Consider the following 19,603-nt stretch of genomic DNA (forward strand, 5'->3'; position numbering starts at 1 on the left):
TGGGAACCCTAGAAGAGGCAGCGACTCTACTCTGACGAAGAGAACCGAGATTTCAAGTGCTGTTACTCGCCAGTCCGTCTTTGGGTAGAAAAAGTGGGAAAGGGATGTTTAAGGGAGAAAAGTTTGGCGCTCAATTTTTCCTCCACTCAGACAAATCTAACCCCTGAATCCTTCCTTACAAGGCCAGGGGAAACCACGAAATCAGCCTTTTCTAGGGGAAAGGTTAAGTGAAGATGTATTGGTTTTACGTCCACTGGTCTGATACACAATTGCTACCATTTATTAACTAGCGGCAGAGAGATTTAATTATTTTGAATGTTTGTTTCAAAGGATTGAGAAAGTTATCTGACTGCGGGAAGCTGCCCAACCTAGAATTCTCAGTCTATCCTTCTAAAACGTCCATCTTCGAGCCAAGACAGACAAGGCTGTCGTCCGTGCTGTCGGCAAGAGGGTTCTTTAATAGAGACAAAGTCAGTGGTTCCCTATTCCAGCCTATCTAAACCAGTCGAGGAGTTTACCGTTGCAAGTCCCAGCTGAAACCGTATCTCTTCCAGCTTTGGAGGTTTTAGAAACTCCCGCCGCTTCCCCGCTGGTAGTTTCTTCCAATTCACCTTCCAAACTTTCCAAACAGGTAATTCGGTCTAGCCTAAAAGCGTCTACTTGGGATGCTGTCTTTGCTGTCGTGTTTGGCGGCATTACCGGCGGCGTCCTGCTCAGTAATTTCTTACTCCAATTAGGTGCAAGCCCAATGGAGATTGGGATGTTGTCGTCCGTCCCCATGCTGGTGAATTTGCTGCAACCACTGGGAGCGTATCTGTCAGAACGAACCATCAGTCGCCACTGGTTTAATGTCTGGATCTACGGCCCGTCGCGGCTGCTGTGGCTAATTTTAGTGGCGGGAATTGGTTGGAGTTGCTGGCACCCAACGAATTCGCCCAACCTGGTCAGCTGGACATTAGCAATCGTCTTGGCAACCAATATCATTGGCAGCTTGGGCAGTGCTAACTGGCTCAGCTGGATGGCGGCGTTGGTTCCGGAACAGTTGCGGGGGCGATATTTTGGCTTTCGTAACAGTGCTATCAGCTTGACCACTCTGCTCTCCGTACCGCTGCTCGGTCTAGCCGTGTCGGTTTGGCCTGGCGGGCCGCTTCAGGGATACGGTGTGGTCTTGTTCTTGGGAGTCATCATTGGGTTAATTAGTTTGGGCTGTCAGTTTTTCATGGTGGATGTGAATCCCCAGACGCAGCACGGCACTGCTGATGAGGCAGGGGAAACTGAGCGTTGGGGAACTGCGATCGCTCTGCTCAAAAATGGCAATTTTGTCAGGTTTCTGCTTTACTTTAGCTTTTGGGCATTTGCAGTTAATATCTGCACTCCTTTCTTCGGTCTCTATCTGCTGGACAACCTGAATATCGATGTCAGCTGGGTAACGCTCTATAGCAGCTTAACGGCGGCGGCTACCTTGGTAATGATGGTGGTATGGGGGAAGCTGGCAGACCGAATTGGGAATCGTCCACTTCTGGTATTTGTGGGGGTGTTGGCAGCACTGACACCTTTACTCTGGCTGGGGCTGGGAGCTGACCCAGTTTCGGTTTGGGTTTGGTTCCCGCTTTTACACCTGTTCATGGGTGGCACCTGGGCAGCGATTGACTTGTGTACCAACAATTTGCAAATGGCTGTGGCAGCAGGACGCCATCAATCTGCTTACTTTGCGATCGCTGCGGCGGTTGCGGGTGTCAGTGGCGCACTGGGAACGACTGTCGGGGGATTTCTGGCTGAGTTGGACAATTTCGGTGGCTTGCCAACCGTGTTTGCTCTGTCTGCTGTTTTACGACTTGTGGCTATCCTGCCTTTAGTCTTTGTCAAGGAGCATCGCAGTCATCCGATTCGGAAGGTTTGGCGATCGCTCATTTCGCCGAAACTGCAACTTGTGCCGCTTCGGGCCCCAATTACTGTAGATCCACTGACAAATGGATCAGAATAAGGGTAGGGGTTAGGGGTTGGTGTTCTCATCAACCCCAAAAAAACATGAATCAGGTAGACTACCTTCGGATTAGCTTAATTGACCGCTGCAATTTCCGGTGTCAGTACTGTATGCCGGAGGGTGCTGAGCTTGACTACATTTTGCAGCAACAGCTGTTAACTGATGAAGAATTGCTCACCCTGATCGAAGAGGTATTTATCCCGGTAGGATTTACTCGATTTCGTCTAACTGGGGGCGAACCGCTACTGCGTCCGCGGGTGGTGGAGTTGGTGGAGGCGATCGCGTCCCTGCCGGAAACGCAAGACCTCTCAATGACCACCAACGGGTTTTTACTCGCCCCAATCGCCCAACAACTCTACGACGCCGGGTTGCGACGCCTGAATATCAGTCTGGATTCGCTCAATCCCGAAACCTTTGACAAAATTATCGGCAATCGCGGTCGTTCTCAGTGGCAGAAAGTTTGGGATGGAATTCAAGCCGCCCATCGCGTCGGGTTCGACCCTCTGAAGCTAAATGTGGTGATCATTCCTCATGTTAACGACCAAGAAGTGTTGGATCTGGCTGCGTTGACAATTGACCGGCAATGGCACGTCCGGTTTATTGAGTTTATGCCAATCGGCAACGATCAATTATTTGTCGGAAATGGTTGGGTGGCATCCGCCGATTTGCGCCAACGCATCCGCGACATCTTTGGCCTGACAGAATCTTATGTTCGTGGTAATGGTCCCGCCGATGTCTTCCAGATTCCCGGAGCTAAAGGGACGCTAGGATTTATTAGTCAGATGTCCGAGTGTTTTTGCGATCGCTGTAACCGGATGCGTCTATCTGCGGATGGCTGGTTGCGTCCCTGTCTGCTGAATGAGACGGGTCAAATTGACCTAAAAACCGCCCTCCGCGCCGGTGTTAATACAGCCGAACTCCGCAATCAAGTGCAGCAATTGCTGTTAATGAAACCAGAGATTAACTATAAGCAGAGAGATGCTGGCACGACTGGTGCGTATAGCCGCACCATGTCGCAAATTGGGGGCTAAAAAATAATTTTGAGTTTTGAATGAGTCCTGAATTATTCAAAACTCAAAACTCAAAACTATCTTAAGCTTGGCGTGAGTAGTACTCAACCACCAACAGTTCGTTGATTTGCAGCGCGATCCATTCGCGCTCAATCACGCCGTTGACTCTGCCAGTCATCTTGGTTTTGTCAAACTCTAGATGGCTGGGCATATTTGCCAAACCTGGATATTCCAGGTTCTGTTGCACTAACCGGCGAGATCCTTCCTTATCTCGGACACTGATGACCTCTCCCGGACGGCACTGATAGCTGGGAATATTCACCGCACGACCATTCACCAACACATGACCGTGATTGACTAGCTGACGCGCCCCAGGAATCGTGGGAGCCATCCCCATCCGGAAAACGGTGTTATCCAGACGCATTTCTAACAGTTGCAGCAATGCTTGACCCGTGGAACCCGTGGCGCGACGTGCTTTCCGCACGTAACGCAGCAGCTGCTTTTCACTTAAGCCATAATTGAAGCGGAGTTTCTGCTTTTCCTCTAGGCGGACAGCATACTCTGAGCGCTTCTTGCGGGCTTGACCATGCTGTCCTGGTGGATATGCACGGCGGGCTGATTTGCGAGTTAAACCGGGCAGATCGCCCAAGCGACGCACAATTCTGAGGCGTGGGCCTCGATATCGGGACATATAGCTTCCTCTTGTGTACCCTTCAGACTTTAACCAAAACTATCATTGTAAGCCCAATCTAGGAGAAATTTAAAGTGAGCCGAAAAATATTTTTTGGTTCGCTTTTTCTATTCTGGGGGGAGTTTGACGATAGTGAGCCAGAAGTCCTCGATTGACTGCACCACCCGCAGGAACCGATCTAGGTCAATCGGCTTACTGATGAAACAGTTGGCATGTAAATCGTAGCTGCTGAGAATATCTGGTTCGGCTTGGGAGGAGGTCAGAACGATGACGGGAATCCTTTTAAGCTGGTCATCCTGCTTGATTTCTGCCAACACTTCAATACCGTTGCGCTTCGGTAAATTGAGGTCAAGGAGGATAATATCGGGACGAACGGCATTGGCATACTTTTCTTCTCTTTTGAGGAAGGCGATCGCTTCAACACCATCCCGGACAACATTCAGGTGATTCCCAACCTGACTGTCTCTAAATGCTTCTTGGGTGAGCCGAATATCACCCTCATTGTCTTCAACTAGCAGGATTTCTACGGGTCTATTACCCAGATTCACCTTGGGTTCTCTCCTGTTCTGGGAATTGTAAAGTAGAATACACTTCCCTGTCCCCATTCAGAATCCACCCAGATCCGCCCACCGTGTCGATCGACGATTTTTTTGCAGATAGCTAAACCAATTCCGTTACCAGGATAGGTTTCGCGTGCGTGCAAACGTTGAAAAATGACAAAAATTCGTGCTTGATGAGCTGGGGCAATCCCAATACCGTTATCGCGGACTGAGAAGACCCATTCATTTTCGCTTGTTTGAGCGGAAACGTGAACCTGGGGGGGGGCATCTTTACGAAACTTGATTCCATTCCCAATTAAGTTCTGTAACAGCTGCCCGATTTGAGTCGCATCCCCCCTCACCGAGGGTAGGGGATCGCGGGTAATGGTGGCATTATTTTCGGCGATCGCAATTTGCAGATTCGCGATCGCTTCCTCAAAAGAGCGATCGCAATCCACCATCTCAAATTCCCGACTTCGCGTTCCCAGGCGCGAATACTCCAACAAATCTTGAATCAGCCGTTGCATCCGGTTCGCACCATCGACGGCAAAATCAATAAAATCGTCGGCGTCCTCATCCAGTCTCCCTTTGTAGCGCCGAGACAGAAGCTGGGTGTAGCTGGCAACCATTCGCAGCGGTTCCTGCAAGTCATGGGAAGCTACATAAGCGAATTGTTCCAGTTCCGCATTAGAACGAGCGAGTTCCTGTGCTTGTTTGAAGAGAGTCTCCTCCATCCGCTTACGCTCAGTGATGTCAATGACAAAGCACACACCTTTATCTTGAGATCCTTCCAGCACAGCACCGCCGAGCAAAACAGGGATGCGACTGCCATCTTTACGAATATATTCCTTCTCAAAGGGGCTACAAATCCCCGTCGCGGCTAGCTCCTGGATGCCCTTTTCATCGAGATAGTTATATTCCACAGGAGTCATCTTTTTCCAATGCACTTTCCCTAAAAGCAGATCCTCCCGCGTGTACCCGACCATCTCTAAGAAGGCGTTGTTGGCTTCTGTAACGTTACCTGACACATCCCAGAAGAGAATCCCAATCATGTTGGATTCAACGATGCGCCTAAACCGAGCTTCGCTTTCTTGTAATGCCTCCTCGGCTCGTTTGCGTTTGGTGATGTCGGTGGAGATGCCGCAAACTCCATAAGGAACTCCAGCCGCGTCGCACAGGGGAAACTTAGTCGAAATGTACGTGTGTAGTCCGTCATCTTGAGGCACAACTTCTTCCCACTCCACAGCAGTTCTGGCTTCGAGTACCTTTCGATCGTTCGCCCGAAATACATCCGCCATTTCTTTGGGGAAGAGATCGTAATCAGTCTTGCTTTTAACCTTTTCTCCATCAATATGAAAAAGAATTTCAAACTGGTGATTAATAAAAATAAACTTGCCCTCAGTGTCCTTGAGGTAGATAACTGCCGGAATGTTATCTAGAATCGCCTGCAACCGCGCCTCGCTTTCTCGCAGCGCCTCCGCCGTATGTTTCTGGTCGTCGATGTCTGTGCAGGTGCCGAACCACTTAACGATTCGTCCGGTAGGATCTTTCATCGGCACTGCGCGAGTTAGGTGCCAGCGATATTGTCCGTCCGCAGCCCGTTTGAAGCGATTTTCGATTTCGTAACTCTCGCCCGCCTCCGCAGATTGATGGCACCGCTGTATCGACACCAGCCGATCGTCCGGATGTAGGACAGAGAACCATCCGTCACCCTGGCTTTGTGAGAGGGTTAATCCGCTGTAATCAACCCAGCGCTGATTGACGTAATCGAAATCACTATCTGAGTCTACAGTCCAGACTATCTGCGGGATGGATTCAGCGAGAAAGCGATAGCGCTGTTCGCTTGCTTCGGCTAATTCACGAGCTTCCTGTTCGCGGAGCAAGAGTTGGGCGCGTTCTTCTTCTGCCCGCTGACGCTCGCTGATTTCACTTTGCAATGCTTGGTTGATCAGCCTTAGCTCTGCTGTCCGCTCGTTCACTCGCTCCTCAAGATCGGCGTTCAGGGTGCGAATGTGTTCCTCTATCTGCTTGCGTTCGGTGATGTCGGTGGAAATTCCACAAACGGCATAAACAACGCCACTAGCGTCATAAAGGGGAAACTTGATTGAAATGTAGGTGTGTAACTCATCGTCGTGAGGGGCAACTTCTTCAATTTCTATCGGAATTTGGGCTGCGAGTACCCTTTGGTTATTCTTGACAAAGGCATCGGCGATCGCATTCGACCAGATATCGTACAAGCTTTTACCAATCGTCTGCTCTTTATTCAGGTCAAACAAATCTTCACACCTGCGGTTGATCAGCAGAATTCTGTGTTGAGTATCCGTTAGATAAATCAGCGCTGTGGAATTATCTACGATCGCCTGTAGCCGTTCCTCGCTTTCTCGCAGTGCCTCCTCTACTCGTTTGCGCTCAGTGATATCGTGCATGGCAACAACCGCACCCAGCTTTGTTCCCTGCGAATCAAAGAATGCCTGTCCGCTCGCTAGTAAGGTGCGAAATTTGCCTGAATTTGGGGCGATGACCATTTCTACATCGCGGACATGCTCCCCTTGTAACGCTCGAAACAGCGGGATATCTTCCCGCTTCATAGGCGTTCTGCCGTCGGACATATATAAATCGTAGTATTCTGCCCACTGCTCAGCCGGAAGCGGTTGTTCTGGCAAGCCATGAAAGGCTCGTGAAGCCTGATTAAACAGAGTCAGGACACCGTTGGCATCACAAGCAACGATTCCGGCTTCTACGTTATCTAGCAATACTTTTAAGAATTCTCGTTCTTTTTGGAGAGCTGCCTCGGCGCGTTTGAGATCGCTGATGTCGCGGCTCACAACCAAGGCAGTTTCGATTTCACCTTCTTGGTTAAACTCCGGAACCACACGCGATTGAAAGTTGCGGAATCCGTTTACCGTGACAGTCTGGAATTCAATCGCTTGTTCTTGACCTGTTTCAAAAACCATCCGCAGGGTATCTTCCCAAAGCTGGCACAACTCTTTGGGTGAGCCAGCTTCTTCAGGAGTCTTGCCGATGAATGCCTGCGCTGGCATTGCCGTGCTCCGCTCGACAAATGAATTGACATATACATAACGCATTTGTCTGTCAAGACGCATTATCGCATCGGGCGCATTTTCAAGCACGGCTTTGGATTCCTGCGGGCGGTGGGAGAGTGTCTCCTCTGCTTGCTTGCGTTCGGCGATTTCGCTTGCCAATTGTTCGTTGGCTTGCCTCAATTGTGCCGTACTCTGCTCGACTCGCTCCTCCAGTTCTGCATTGAGTTGGCGCAGTTCTTCTTCTGCTTGTTGCCGTTGGGAGTCTATGGTTTTTAATGTTTTCACATTCCACCAAACCAGGATGCCAAAAACCACCGCGTTTATCACTCCAAGGATTGCCAGTCCGATGTCGCTGTGGGAGTGCTGTGGAAATACATTCTTGAGGAAAGGAAGCTCGAACAGCCAATCGAGCATCACCAAACAGCCAAGTGGAAACGCGATCGCGATCGCAGCTGGAGACGCGATTTGCAGGAAAGAAAGTAGACGAGAATGAGATTGAGGCATATTCGTGGTTTAGCCCTAACCAAAGGAGCTGTTTTCTTTAACGGCGTCAGCGCCATCCTGGAACTGTTTGATAGCAAGAATTGATGATGAGTTCTCGATCGAGGCTGCTAAAGGAGTTGGAAAAGTGACTCATTCAAACCTAAAAATTGTCTCTCTGATTCCCAGCGCTACGGAAATTTTAGCGATCTTGGGGCTAACTCAGGCGATTGTCGGGCGATCGCATGAATGCGACTATCCGCCAGAAATCCAAAATTTGCCCGTCTGCACCCAGCCCAAATTTAACCCCGAAGGCACCAGTCCGGAAATTCACGATCGCGTTACAGATTTGTTGCAATCTGCTCTGAGTGTTTACCAAGTCAAAACCGACGTTCTCGAACAGCTGCAACCCACCCACATTTTGACTCAAGCTCAGTGTGAAGTCTGCGCCGTTAGCCTCGGTGAAGTCGAGCAAGCGGTTGCTACGCTTACCCGCAGTCAGCCGCAGATTATTTCCTTACAGCCTAATTTTTTAAGCGATGTCTGGGCAGATATTCAACGAGTCGCTGATGCCTTGGGTGTCGCAGCGCCACCCGTGCTAGCTGGGTTACAGTCTCGCATCGACGCTTGCGTGCAAAAGACGCAAGCACTTCCTGACAGCGCCCGTCCTACAGTTGCCTGTATCGAGTGGATCGATCCTCTAATGGCAGCGGGAAATTGGATTCCTGAATTAGTCAAAATGGCTGGAGGTCAATCTCTGTTCGGTGTTGAGGGTGAACATTCGCCGTGGTTGAAGTGGGAAGCGATCGCAACCTCTAACCCGACTGCCATTATCTTCATGCCCTGTGGCTTCGATTTAAACCGCACTCGTGCTGAGGCAATGCCGCTACTCCAACATCCCGAATGGCAAAGCTTACAAGCGGTACAAACCGGCAGGGTTTACATCACCGATGGTAACGCCTACTTCAACCGTCCCGGTCCCCGTTTGGTAGATTCTCTGGAAATCTTAGCCGAAATTCTGCATCCCGAAAGCTTCCATTTTGGATACGAGGGTACTGGCTGGGAGTGCTTATTAAATCATTCTCCGGTATAGACTACATACTTCCTTCACAAAAAAATCTATCTTAGGGCTGACCTCTCTCTACTATCCAGATGAAGATAGTAGTTTAGAAGTGCTGTTACCTGAAGGTGTGTCTGCCCGGATCTAGCTGAGGGTTGATTTTTTCGTCTGACTCGCTGCGGAACTTGCAAAGAAGTTGCACGTAGCATGACAACGGAAATATCGGATTTCTGTAGTCTTTACGGAAGCTATATCCTTGACTTTATAAAACAGGCATTGCTGGTTCCATGAATTATGCAGCACTGCAATTAAGGGGAACTACCAAGATTATGAAGCCTGTCGAAGAATTACAAATTTTACCAAGCAAGCCGGAACCGTTATCATGCACTAGACTTGACTGGATTGATTATGCCAAAGGCATCGGCATCATTTTAGTTGTCTATGTCCATGTTTTGACCAATTTAAAAAATGCTGGAATGGGAATGCATGATTTATTTCATGATTACTCTTTTAATTTTATTTCTAGCTTTCATATGCCACTTTTCTTTTTTCTCTCCGGTTTATTTGTAGAAAAAAGCTTATTGAAGGGTAAGAAGAAATTCTGGGGGGATAAATTCAATACAATTGTGTATCCCTACTTACTTTGGTCTGTTATCCAAGGTAGTATTTTGGTTTTGATGTCAACCTATACGAATAATCCCATTAAATTGCAGTTTAAAGATTTACCATTTTACATGGCTTTTAACCCCATTCCTTTAATTACTCTTTGGTTCTTATATGTTTTATTTGCGTCTTATTTAGTCTTTGCGATCGCTCGAAAATTTATCAATCTATATATATTGTTTTCTTTCTCTATTTTAATTTACTTGCTGAATCCCTATGCGCCTAGCGAAATTCTGACTAAATTCATGAGTATGTTTGTGTTTTTCGTCGTTGGGGTAATTGTGGCACGCTGGTTGCACAACGACTTGAGAAATATTCCGAGTACCTTGTATAAATTGAACAAGCAGCAAATTGGCGCGATCGCGCTGATATTTGTCATCTTTCAAATGACACTTTTACAATTTGGTTTAAGCGAACAACCAGGAACTAGATTTTTTATGGCATCTGGAGGAATCATAGTTACCCTAGGCATATCTTTCTACTTGGCAGAAACCAAAAAATTAGATATTATTCGCTACCTGGGTTTTTTATCGATGCCCATTTATTTAGCTCATATGTTAGCAATGGGAGCGACTCGAATATTCCTCCAAAAAGGTCTTCACATCAATCATGTGGTTTTACATATCATTCTGGTAACTATTTTTAGTCTAATATTACCAATCCTGTTGTATGAGCTAACAAAAAAGATAAAATTTCCTTACCTATTTTCTTTAAGTAAGCGTTCAGCCCTATCCTCAGCAATTTTGGCAAAGAAAGGCACTCAAGCATTACAGCAGTAGGATTGGGATTACTACCGTTGACAGAGTTAGATAAGGATTTCCAACCATAAATTGGGGTTAAAAGCTTATCCTACAAAGCCGCCAAATACGGCTAAACCGTAATATTTCCAAGGAATAGCCACTGTAGTAAACCCAGAATTTGTCAGCATTTCTAAGTGGGAGGTTAGAGTCGCTAATTGATCTTGACTAGAGTAACCTTGAGGATTGCTCTTACCAATTTTGTCGCGAATTTCTGCCAGCGTTGTTCCTTGCTGCAATGTCCATTCTTCCCGCGCCGTTTGGTAAATTTCCTGCATCACTGGTGATTCCGGCAGGATGGGATCTGCGTTCCAAAAGACGCCGCCTGGATTGAGGCTTTCACCAATCCGCTGAAATAATTTCAACTTCATTTCGTCGGCGAGATGGTGAATTGCCAAGGATGAGACACAGGCATCAAAGCTTTCTCCCAGTTCCAACGCATGATTCGCCCAATCTCCGAAGTCGGCTTCAATTCCCGTCCACCTGTCTGCATAGCCTGCTGCGTGGATTTTCTTTTGTGCAAACTGGATCATCCGAGGAGAGTAATCTACAGCAACCAGTTGGGCATCAGGACAGCGGTTGAGGATTTTTAAACTGAGTTCGCCGGTGCCGCAGCCGAGTTCCAGGATAGCTTTGGTGCTAGAGGGTAGACAAAGGGCAATCGCATCTAGCATTTCGTCATAGCGTGGCAACAGATGGCGAATTCCAGTGTCAAAATCAGCGGTGTTGGCGAATACTTCTCCAGGAAACATAATTTAAACCACAGAGGTACAGAGAATACGAGGAAATAGAGAATAGTAAGATTCTATTAGGTTTGAGCAAGGCGAAGGATGCAGGAACACGAGCAACTGACAATTGCGGAGTACCAAGCGACAGCAGAATCGTTTCGGGAGGGAACTTGGGATCACGATGTTTCCCAAAATCGTGATGCTTTGGTAGCGGCGATGCCTAAAAATCCGGGTAAAATCCTCGATATAGGCTGTGGTCCCGGACGAGATTTGCTGGCATTCAAACGCCAAGGGCATACTGTGATTGGCTTGGATGCAACGCCTGCGTTTGTGGAAATGGCACGACAGGCTGCGGATTGTGAGGTTTGGCAGCAGTCGTTTTTCAATCTCGATCTGCCGCCAGAAACCTTTGATGGGATTTTTGCGAATGCATCGCTACTTCACGTTCCTCATTCCCAAATGGTGAAAGTGCTGAAGGATTTGCATCAAGCGCTGGTTCCTGGCGGTGCAATTATTATTTCTATTTGTCGTGGAGATAGCGAAGGCTATAGCGTTCGTCCAACCGGCTATCGCTTTGTTTCTGGGTGGGAATATGAAACTTTGGCACCCTGTCTAGAACAAGCTGATTTTGAGATTCTCCACCACTACTATCGTCCCCCAGGATTGCCCTGTGAAGCTCAATCTTGGCTGGTGATGGTGGCAAGGAGAAGATTAAAAATTAAAAATTAAAAATGCAAAATTGAAGAATAGGTTTGGGAATTTTACATTTTTTCTTCGCCCTAATTACGGCAAAATATGAAATATCAAGTTAGGACAGTAAGAAATTTAAGATGACAAGTGAATCCTATATTTTTCTAGCGGGTGCCAGTCGGGGCGTTGGTCGAGAAATTGCCAACTACTTAATACAGGAAAACCAGAAGGTGAAGGCATTGTTGCGATCGCCAGCATCTGCTGCCGAATTGGAAGCGATGGGAATTAAAGGAGTGATGGGAGACGCTTTAAATGTTGCCGAAGTTGAGCAGGCAATCTTAGGAGATGAACCGATTCATGCTGCGATTAGCACCATCGGCGGTTTACCCAAAGACGGCGAAAGAGCTGATTTTTTGGGGAACAAAAATCTTATTGACGCTGCTGTGAAAGCAGGGGTAAAAAAGTTTATTCTCATTTCTTCGATTGGAAGTGGAGATAGTGTCGGGGCTATCCCTCCCCAAGCTTTAGAAACGCTGAAGCCAGTGTTAATTGAAAAGGAGAAAGCCGAGAAGTATCTGATTGACAGCGGATTGACTTACACTATTATCCGCCCCGGCGGATTGAAGTCTGAACCAGCAACTGGCAATGGCGTTTTGACGGAAGATCCGCGAGTTGCGGGGACGATTCATCGCGCGGATGTCGCGCAGTTGACTTGCCAGTGTCTTAATTCTGATGCTGCGAACCAGAAAATCCTCTCAGCGGTTGACCGAAATATGATGTATGGGCAACCAGAGTTTGCGGAATTTAGCTTGACTTAAACGGTTTTACCCAGCCTAGCTGAATTGTCCAGTCGAGGAGGAGACGAGCGATCGCAAATAGCAAAATACTCTCTCCTCCTAGAATCCCAAACGACCAGAAGGCATCGGGGAAATTTAACCCAGCCTCCACTTGCCCTAATCCCCGCACCAACCCAAAGGCAAACACTGCGCCAGTCTTGAGGTGCGGATTGGGGTCTTCCCGAATAATATAGCGGTAGGTGACGCCAAACAGAAAGCCGCTCAAAAGAGCGATCGCCATACTCACTAGAAAGTGAACGCCATTCGTGACTTTCAGATTGGCGAGTGTCTCAAACTGCTCCGACAGCACGAGAATATTGCTCAGGGTAGCAATGCCATAACCCAGGAAAAAAGACAAAGCAGCAACAGTTCCTGCCTTGATAGATTCTATTCGCTCAAGCCGATCAACCATCTCGTGCAATATCCTGTGAAAATCGCTCCTAGTTCAGTTAAAGGTTTTTTTGGCAACCTCGTCATTCGCCGAGGTCTGCCATAGATGCCTCAAATTGAATTATGATAGGCGCTGGAGTGATTATTGGGCACTTATCTTTACATACAACTATGGATATTTTGAGTCTCGGTTGGGTTTCAGTTTTGGTTTTGTTTACTTGGTCGATTTCAATGGTCATTTGGGGTCGTAACGGCTTCTAAAAGCATTGTGGAAACTTCTGTTCTGACTGTTCTGGCTTTTTCTACCTTCGCCCTGTTAACGGTGGTTTCTGGGGGCATTATCTATCTGACGCTGATAGAATGGCGCGATCGCCGTCGCCAAGATCGGGAGAGGCGAGAGAATAAGCCCTCTCGTCGTCGCTCAACTAAAGTCTAGGGTCTATAAAAGGCAAAAGTAAAAATTTTTACTTTTGCCTTTTGCCTTTTGAGCGAAAAACTCTTCAGGAGTGAGGACTGAGGGCTGAGGACTGAGGACTGAGGACTGAGGACTGAGGACTGAGGACTGAGGACTGAGGACTGAGGACTGAGGACTGAGGACTGAGGACTGAGGACTGAGGACTGAGGACTGAGGACTGAGGACTGAGGACTGAGGACTGAGGACTCAGTAAAAAAGAAGTTGGCATCCTCAGCAGACAGGGTTTCAAGCCCTTGGCTCTAGCCATGAAGAAGAAGAAAAAACTTTTGCGTCAAGAAGTTTAACTGAGTCCGTGTTCCGGTGTTATTCAACCATCGCCGCCCATTCCTGCTTCAAGATCCCGTATACGAGCGTGTCATGCCACCGTCCCCGGATGCTGACATTCTCTCGCAACCGACCTTCTTCGGTCATTCCAAGCTTCTGCACTAATGACACCGCCCCTCTATTTTCAGCGATACAGTGTGCATAAATGCGATGCAGTCCAAGCTCTGTAAAGCCAAATTGCAGTAGCGGACGACTCATTTCAACAGGATAATTTCGCCCCCAGTGTTCGGGAGCCAATTCACACCCAATTTCTGCTTCTGAGGCATCGCGATCGCTTTTGCGAATACCGCAATTACCAATCAGTCCGTCCTGTCTCCGGACGACTGCCCATTGATACCTCCATCGGGGCGTTTCTTGCTGCCACTGGAGGAAGCGATTAACGAAGGCGCGAGCGTCTGCCTCAGTGCGCCCGACCTCTGGATAAAAGCGTTGATATGCTGGCGTGGATTGATAAGCTAAAACGGCAGACCAGTCGGCTTCCGTAAATTCCCGCAGCAGCAGACGATGAGTTTGAATAAACATGGCTCCATTCCGAAGTGAAAACCTACTTCATCTTCAACGTTGCTCGCAGGGGGTTAACGACTGATACGGACTCCGAAGATTAGCGTCGAGCGCAATTATCGCAGTGTCCGCACCGCCAGCCAGCTGCCTCTTGGGTGAAGCCAAAAGCCTGTAACAAAAACTGCCAACGGCACTGTCGTGTGTTCAGGTATTGAGCCATCTGGGACTGAACTTGCTGCTGCTGGCTACTGAGTTCCCCAAAAGAGCGAGATTTTCCAACCGAACGCCGAACATAATTGAAGGGATCTTGCCACTCCAATTGTCCAGCACTGTGGAGGAGAGCAAGCGCTATAGCACCGTCTCGAAACTGTTTGGTTACGGCGGTTACTTCCCCTTTTGGTGGGAGTTTGGATGCGAGTTGCTGAGCTTCTTGATATTGCGATCGCATCTTTCCCGCAAAAAATTCCCGTCTTTGCTTATCCTCCGGGTTCAGCCACCCCGTCCGTTCGCTCACCAAGGTTAAAGCTTCAGATAATTTACCATCTCGTCCAGCTCTCCCTACTTCCTGCACGTACTCGGAAAGTAGTAAAGGCGAGTGAAAATGAACAACCCACCTCTTGTTATCCATAGCACAAAGTGTGGAATGCCTACCCCGGAAGGCTTCTACTTTGGAGATATGTATACAATGAAGGTGTTGATGTTCAAAACAAGCATATGCCTTCCGTGAACTACGAACAATTTTCTTCTGGCCCAAACTCCTGCTATGTATTTGAGCCACAGGACGATATTACAGCCTACGAGATTGCACAACTCCTCCCAATTCTTACTGCGTCTCGTAAAAACTCAACCGATACTGCATATGAAATGGCGCGAGGAATAAGAATTCCGTCAGATTCAGAGTTAGTGCGAGAGCTTGAAAACCTCGACAAAAATCTTTTTCGTCATTTTAAGCAGCGCTAGTGAAAGACTTAACTCAAGCGTAACAACAGAATATCTAGTCGGCGGGTGAGACCCCCGCCGCTGGCTTTCGTCAGATCAAGACGGACAAGCCAACGGATTAGCTCACAGTATGACAGGTGTCAGGAAACATCCAGTTTAGAAGCCGTGCCCACCACTCAAAATCTTCGGGAAGCTAGCACGTTTCTCTAGGGGTTCCGTACATTATCATGTCTGTATATGATTGATTGTGGACGGCAGGGGAATTGAACCCCTCAGACCGGGATTAGGAGTCGCCACTGGCACCATGCGCCGCCCATGATAGAAAAGACAGTGGTACCATCCACTGTCTTAATATTTCTATTCGTGAGAATGTGTGTTTAAACGCGAAAATGTTAGCGTTAACTGAATTGGTTCTTTGCCGAAATACAAAGCCATCTTCTCCTTAAGTTCTTGAATGCTTTGGCAGGCTCGTGCCATTCCAATAACCATCCAAATGTGTTCAATCAATTTCTTAAGTCCATATTGACCTGAAAGCCACTGGTGATAATTTTGCCCACGTCTAGGTTTAGGGGCATGTTCTCTTAACCACTGAGCAACATCTGGGTCAAGATATTCATATATGAGTTCCATAACAAGCTTTCCCCAATATTTAGGACGTTTGTGTATATTTCCTCTCCAGCTTGTTAAACGCCCAAATTCTAACCATAATTCGTCGGGAAAAGTTTTTTCCCATTTACGCATTTCATCTTCTAGATAGGCTCTAAGCTTAACCTCAAGTGCATCTTTCTGACGAACCTCTTGATAACCTGTTGCCTCATCAATAAGGGCATCTAAACCAACTTTGGCAACAGCCCCAAGAAACATGCTTGCCTGAACTGCCATTTCCCTTTGTCTTGATGTCAACGAAGGATAGTCAGCGTCCGCAGGACGATGGTAACTGGACTCAAGTGCAGAAACAAAACCTCGGCAAACATCAATCAGCAAGTCTGCTGGTAGACCTTTTACACTGATATTGAATTTCTTCTGAACATCTATCAATCTAAAAGCTACAAACTGGCTAATAATTTCTTCTGCATCTAAAAAAGGCTTTAAGGATTTGACACTGATTGTTTGCTCAAAATTTCCTGCTTTCGTAAGACCAGTCAGCATCTCATTAGCGGCAGCTCTTCCAATAATTCTTTGACCATTGTTTAAGACGTAACAAGGAAGCTGTATACCAACAAGGTTGAGCAATCCCCAATGAATTGCTGTTGGTAGGTATTCGTCGCTGCCTAATGATGTCTCTATATCTTCAACACCAAATACTTCAATACTAGAACTTCCTTTGTGAGGAGATGCTTGCTCTGAAGTGGTCTCCCCCGGCTTAGAATCAAGATTTTCTCGGTGAGGAGATGCTTGCTCTGAAGTGGTCTCCCCCGGCTTAGAATCAAGATTTTCTCGGTGAGGAGATGCTTGCTCTGAAGTGGTCTCCCCCGGCTTAGAATCAAGATTTTCTCGGTGAGGAGATGCTTGCTCTGAAGTGGTCTCCCCCGGCTTAGAATCAAGATTTTCTCGGTGAGGAGATGCTTGCTCTGAGATATTTTTTTTACTCCATCTGGCTTCAGCAGCTTTCTTCGCTATTTCTCGTCTTTGGTCAGGGCTGAGGTTTTTAGCTCGGGCTTGACCACCGATGGCCTTCCCAGTAATGCTATTTTTCATGCTTGCATTTTTATTAGAGACTATGCTTGCATTTTAGGAGGTTGACAAAAAATATGCAAGCATATACCCATAAATGCTTGCATATTTTTGTATTTTTGTAAGGATATTCACTGAGCTGACACCGAATTACAAGCTATGTGCTTTTCTAGTTAAAGCAAAATACATCAATCATTCTGCGATTAAGACCGTTCTATCCTCCTCCCGTCATCTTTAGCTAAAACAATATTCATATACTGCTGCTCTAAGCTCTTGACTCCGATAACTCCAGGTTTATCTAGCTTCTTCACTACCCGTGCCGAGGGCTAATGCGGCTTCTTAGTTCATCTAATGAATGCTGAGCCAGCATCTCCTCAAAAGGTATCCATGCGTCGTCGGCTGTTAGAACGCATTGAATTCCGTCGATTTCCATTGATGCGCTAACTATTCCCGCAGGCCGAGCTAGATTCCACCACTCGTTAAATACAGCCCGTCTTTCTTTCTGCTCGTAAACTTCGTTTGGCTTCCAGCGATCGCTGACAGCACTGACAAAAAAACCAGATGGGTTATTGGCTCTATCTTGAAAAATAGCTTCTCGTAGAGACTCAAGAGCAAGCGTGACGGCATCAGAAGGCGCGTCTTGAAGTAGCCGCCTGATAGTTGAATTTAATTCAACCCCTAGCTCTTTCAATTTAACTTCCGTCTCCGAAGCAGCTTCTACGGGCTTATTTGACGAGCTTCCTGACGAACCTCGCAAAGCAGTGTTCTCCGCCCCCAGTCGTTTAATTTGCTGCTCTAATTCTCGGACTCGGAGAACCTGCCCCGCAAAAACCTCGTTTTGACGATTTAAGTCTTTATTTTGCTGCTCTAAATCCTTAATTCGGCGCTTTAGGGTGGCAATTATCGAATCCTTAGAAGCATCGGAAGCCTTTTGGGGGGCTGTTTTTTGCTTCTTTCCTTGTACCTGTTCCCTAAGTTGTTCGATTCGAGCTTTGATATCAGGCTCTCGGTACAGCCAAGCAGTCGATACTTGCCCAGCCTCAGAAACAGTCTTGAAGTTGACATTCCTTCCTTCCTTAATAAGCTGCTTGATCGCCTCTTCCGTTCGTTCTATTGCTTGCTGCCTTTTCTTTTGAGCGTTTTGGCGCAATCCCTCGACGCTACGCTTCTGCTTCATTGGACACCTCCAGGGAGTTGATAATGTTGACCAGATTGGCTTTAACTTTTTCGTTCATCTCGATCTGACGAATCCAGTTGTTTCCTTTTGCCTTTTCGATTAGCTTTTCGGTTTCAGCTAGTTGAGCTTTATGGCTCTCTAAAAATTCAGTCGTGGTTCGGAAATGGGCGCAGGTTAGACAAGCATTCGCGTGTGGGCATCCTTGAGATATAGTTGGCAAAGCGCAGGAGCCGTTTGGCAAGGCTTGAGCCTGGATGCTGCGTTTGAACCATTCCAGATCGAGCGTTTCTACTTCCGGCGTGTGGGATTCGATAACTTGTCCTGCGATATTCACGACCTTGCCTTGAAACTTCGCGATCGCTTCTTTCATCGTTTGGTCGTGGATCTGGGCATAAACCGCAGTCATGTTGGGCGATTCGTGCCCTAAATAGCGCTGAATAATGTGTTGTGGAACGCCGTTATTAATCATGCGCGTACCGACCGTGTGGCGAAACTGATGAGATTGGAAATGCCACCGCTTCCCTTGGGCATCAACAATATTTTGCTGTTCTGCTAGTTTGTTGAGATATCTTGAAAAAGCTTGAGCCGTCATGTTTCTACGGGATGGCACAAATACCCCACCTGCACTCCGTGCGCCGCCTTCATTGGCACAGAATAAATAATCGAATTTCACCACATTGTCGGTAATGTAGCGCTGTTGCTCCTGAATCACCCGCACCAATTCTCTTGAGAGAGGGATAGTGATCTCTTTTTTCATCTTGAATTGGTAGTACCGAAGAAACCAATCTCCTGCTTTGTCTTGCAAGAGGCAATCAGCCTTCATCAGCAGTAGTTCGGAGATCCGCATTCCGCACTCTTGGAGAACCAAAACCATTCGCATCACGGGTTCTGGCAGTTTAGGTAGATGCTGGTTCAACTGCTGCATTACCTCTTCTGGAATGTATCTTGGTTGCGACTTTGGTCTTTTGGGAAAGTCCTCGTGCCGAATCAAATACCTTCGCACATCCAAGTATTTGTTCTGATAGCAAAACTCTAAAAAGCCTCTAATACACCCAATTGTTGAAGCTTTGGTGTTTGCCGATAAGTTTGTGCTTGCCAGATGCCCCAAGAAACTAATGATTACAGCCCGATCTATGTCAGAGGGAACAATATCGGGATATATTTCAGCCAAATATTTAGAAAACCGCTTAACTGCACAGAGTTTTTCAGAGCCAGACGACCAACTCAGTGTCGCCAAGGTGAGTTTTATGTATTGCTTAAGCGGTGGCAACAACCAAGGCTGAACGACATCAAAGCTCAACTTGTATTGGGTAGTGCCTACTTTAGGTTCCAGACCTAAGTTCCGGCAGTCCCAAATATTTTTTTCGTATTCAGCTTGAGGATTAACAACGGCCTTAAACTTGTTGGGATTGTCAATGAAATGACGACCGCACTGCTTGCAAAGGTAAATTTGATGCCCATTTTTTTTGTCTTTGCGTCTTTTGACATACCGATTGCCGCCGCAGTGAGTGCAGAGTAGGGGTGGCTTAGTAACTGATTGTTCGGTGCCAATAGACTGTAAAACTACTAGCGGCTGTATTACTTCTGGTTGAGATTCCATA

The 19,603-nt window shown here is 47.2% G+C and carries 19 protein-coding genes and 1 pseudogene; 9 read left to right on the plus strand and 11 right to left on the minus strand.

All coding sequences use genetic code 11. The features are described 5' to 3' along the window. The first annotated feature begins 556 nt into the window (after positions 1-556). Together NDA03_RS17910 and moaA are read left to right on the plus strand one after the other, a co-directional pair. Complete coding sequence (locus NDA03_RS17910) at positions 557-1,984, plus strand: MFS transporter (RefSeq protein ID WP_347276109.1); 1,428 nt, start codon at positions 557-559, stop codon at positions 1,982-1,984. Positions 1,985-2,028: 44 nt separating this feature from the next. Then, positions 2,029-3,015: a GTP 3',8-cyclase MoaA gene (gene moaA / locus NDA03_RS17915; RefSeq protein ID WP_190673671.1), complete on the plus strand. Its 987-nt coding sequence runs from the start codon at positions 2,029-2,031 to the stop codon at positions 3,013-3,015. A gap of 61 nt (positions 3,016-3,076) precedes the next feature. On the opposite strand, the gene rpsD is transcribed toward moaA, so the two are convergent. From rpsD to NDA03_RS17930, 3 genes are all read right to left on the minus strand, one after another. Further along, on the minus strand, positions 3,077-3,685 hold the full coding sequence (gene rpsD / locus NDA03_RS17920; protein ID WP_190414721.1) for a 30S ribosomal protein S4: 609 nt from the start codon (positions 3,683-3,685) through the stop codon (positions 3,077-3,079). A 107-nt stretch (positions 3,686-3,792) separates the two neighbouring features. After that, positions 3,793-4,233 (minus strand): response regulator, encoded by a 441-nt coding sequence (locus tag NDA03_RS17925; RefSeq protein WP_339380773.1) that lies wholly within the window; start codon positions 4,231-4,233, stop codon positions 3,793-3,795. Then, positions 4,230-7,772 (minus strand): PAS domain S-box protein, encoded by a 3,543-nt coding sequence (locus NDA03_RS17930; RefSeq protein WP_348238750.1) that lies wholly within the window; start codon positions 7,770-7,772, stop codon positions 4,230-4,232. The genes NDA03_RS17925 and NDA03_RS17930 overlap by 4 nt, the downstream gene beginning before the upstream one ends. 124 nt (positions 7,773-7,896) lie before the next feature. On the opposite strand from NDA03_RS17930, the gene NDA03_RS17935 reads away from it, so the two are divergent. Both NDA03_RS17935 and NDA03_RS17940 read left to right on the plus strand, forming a co-directional pair. Next, the gene (locus NDA03_RS17935) at positions 7,897-8,841 is read left to right on the plus strand and encodes a cobalamin-binding protein (protein ID WP_348238751.1); all 945 of its coding nucleotides are present in this window, start codon (positions 7,897-7,899) and stop codon (positions 8,839-8,841) included. A 254-nt stretch (positions 8,842-9,095) separates the two neighbouring features. Further along, positions 9,096-10,250, plus strand: a complete 1,155-nt coding sequence (locus NDA03_RS17940; RefSeq protein ID WP_348238752.1) for an acyltransferase — start codon at positions 9,096-9,098, stop codon at positions 10,248-10,250. 65 nt (positions 10,251-10,315) lie between these two features. Here the strand turns inward: NDA03_RS17940 and NDA03_RS17945 are convergent, their stop codons facing one another. Then, a complete protein-coding gene (locus tag NDA03_RS17945) occupies positions 10,316-11,020 on the minus strand; it encodes a methyltransferase domain-containing protein (protein ID WP_348238753.1) in 705 nt (234 codons plus the stop codon). 78 nt (positions 11,021-11,098) lie between these two features. Here NDA03_RS17945 and NDA03_RS17950 point away from each other — a divergent pair, with 78 nt between their 5' ends. Next, the gene (locus tag NDA03_RS17950; protein ID WP_190667149.1) at positions 11,099-11,725 is read left to right on the plus strand and encodes a class I SAM-dependent methyltransferase; all 627 of its coding nucleotides are present in this window, start codon (positions 11,099-11,101) and stop codon (positions 11,723-11,725) included. Between the two features lie 101 nt (positions 11,726-11,826). After that, positions 11,827-12,504: an SDR family oxidoreductase gene (locus tag NDA03_RS17955; protein WP_190430646.1), complete on the plus strand. Its 678-nt coding sequence runs from the start codon at positions 11,827-11,829 to the stop codon at positions 12,502-12,504. On the opposite strand, the gene NDA03_RS17960 is transcribed toward NDA03_RS17955, so the two are convergent. Continuing rightward, complete coding sequence (locus NDA03_RS17960; protein ID WP_348238754.1) at positions 12,491-12,934, minus strand: hypothetical protein; 444 nt, start codon at positions 12,932-12,934, stop codon at positions 12,491-12,493. The two genes, NDA03_RS17955 and NDA03_RS17960, sit on opposite strands and share 14 nt — an antisense overlap. Before the next feature lie 149 nt (positions 12,935-13,083). Between NDA03_RS17960 and petN the strand changes: the two genes are divergently transcribed. Next, on the plus strand, positions 13,084-13,173 hold the full coding sequence (gene petN, locus NDA03_RS17965; protein ID WP_190430645.1) for a cytochrome b6-f complex subunit PetN: 90 nt from the start codon (positions 13,084-13,086) through the stop codon (positions 13,171-13,173). Positions 13,174-13,180: 7 nt separating this feature from the next. Then, positions 13,181-13,348 (plus strand): hypothetical protein, encoded by a 168-nt coding sequence (locus tag NDA03_RS17970; RefSeq protein ID WP_190430644.1) that lies wholly within the window; start codon positions 13,181-13,183, stop codon positions 13,346-13,348. A 64-nt stretch (positions 13,349-13,412) separates the two neighbouring features. On the opposite strand, the gene NDA03_RS17975 is transcribed toward NDA03_RS17970, so the two are convergent. The 3 genes and pseudogenes from NDA03_RS17975 to NDA03_RS17985 form a co-directional block, all read right to left on the minus strand. Continuing rightward, positions 13,413-13,595: a hypothetical protein gene (locus tag NDA03_RS17975; protein ID WP_190414710.1), complete on the minus strand. Its 183-nt coding sequence runs from the start codon at positions 13,593-13,595 to the stop codon at positions 13,413-13,415. A 95-nt stretch (positions 13,596-13,690) separates the two neighbouring features. After that, positions 13,691-14,233 carry a GNAT family N-acetyltransferase gene (locus NDA03_RS17980; protein ID WP_190414709.1) on the minus strand — a complete coding sequence of 181 codons (543 nt, stop codon included), beginning with the start codon at positions 14,231-14,233 and terminating at the stop codon, positions 13,691-13,693. Between the two features lie 79 nt (positions 14,234-14,312). Beyond that, a pseudogene (locus NDA03_RS17985) lies at positions 14,313-14,828 on the minus strand (RecQ family zinc-binding domain-containing protein); the annotation flags it as partial. A gap of 107 nt (positions 14,829-14,935) precedes the next feature. Here NDA03_RS17985 and NDA03_RS17990 point away from each other — a divergent pair. Continuing rightward, complete coding sequence (locus tag NDA03_RS17990) at positions 14,936-15,172, plus strand: hypothetical protein (protein ID WP_348238755.1); 237 nt, start codon at positions 14,936-14,938, stop codon at positions 15,170-15,172. 336 nt (positions 15,173-15,508) lie between these two features. On the opposite strand, the gene NDA03_RS17995 is transcribed toward NDA03_RS17990, so the two are convergent. The 3 genes from NDA03_RS17995 to NDA03_RS18005 all read right to left on the minus strand — a co-directional run bounded on the left by NDA03_RS17995 (position 15,509) and on the right by NDA03_RS18005 (position 19,602). Then, the gene (locus tag NDA03_RS17995; protein WP_348238756.1) at positions 15,509-16,849 is read right to left on the minus strand and encodes a P63C domain-containing protein; all 1,341 of its coding nucleotides are present in this window, start codon (positions 16,847-16,849) and stop codon (positions 15,509-15,511) included. 286 nt (positions 16,850-17,135) lie between these two features. Continuing rightward, a complete protein-coding gene (locus tag NDA03_RS18000; protein ID WP_348238757.1) occupies positions 17,136-18,002 on the minus strand; it encodes a DUF6262 family protein in 867 nt (288 codons plus the stop codon). After that, positions 17,986-19,602: a tyrosine-type recombinase/integrase gene (locus tag NDA03_RS18005; RefSeq protein ID WP_348238758.1), complete on the minus strand. Its 1,617-nt coding sequence runs from the start codon at positions 19,600-19,602 to the stop codon at positions 17,986-17,988. The genes NDA03_RS18000 and NDA03_RS18005 overlap by 17 nt, the downstream gene beginning before the upstream one ends. Position 19,603 lies beyond the last annotated feature (1 nt).

Origin of the sequence: Trichocoleus sp. Lan, assembly GCF_039961855.1 — a bacterium.
In the GTDB taxonomy this organism is placed as follows: domain Bacteria; phylum Cyanobacteriota; class Cyanobacteriia; order Cyanobacteriales; family FACHB-T130; genus FACHB-T130.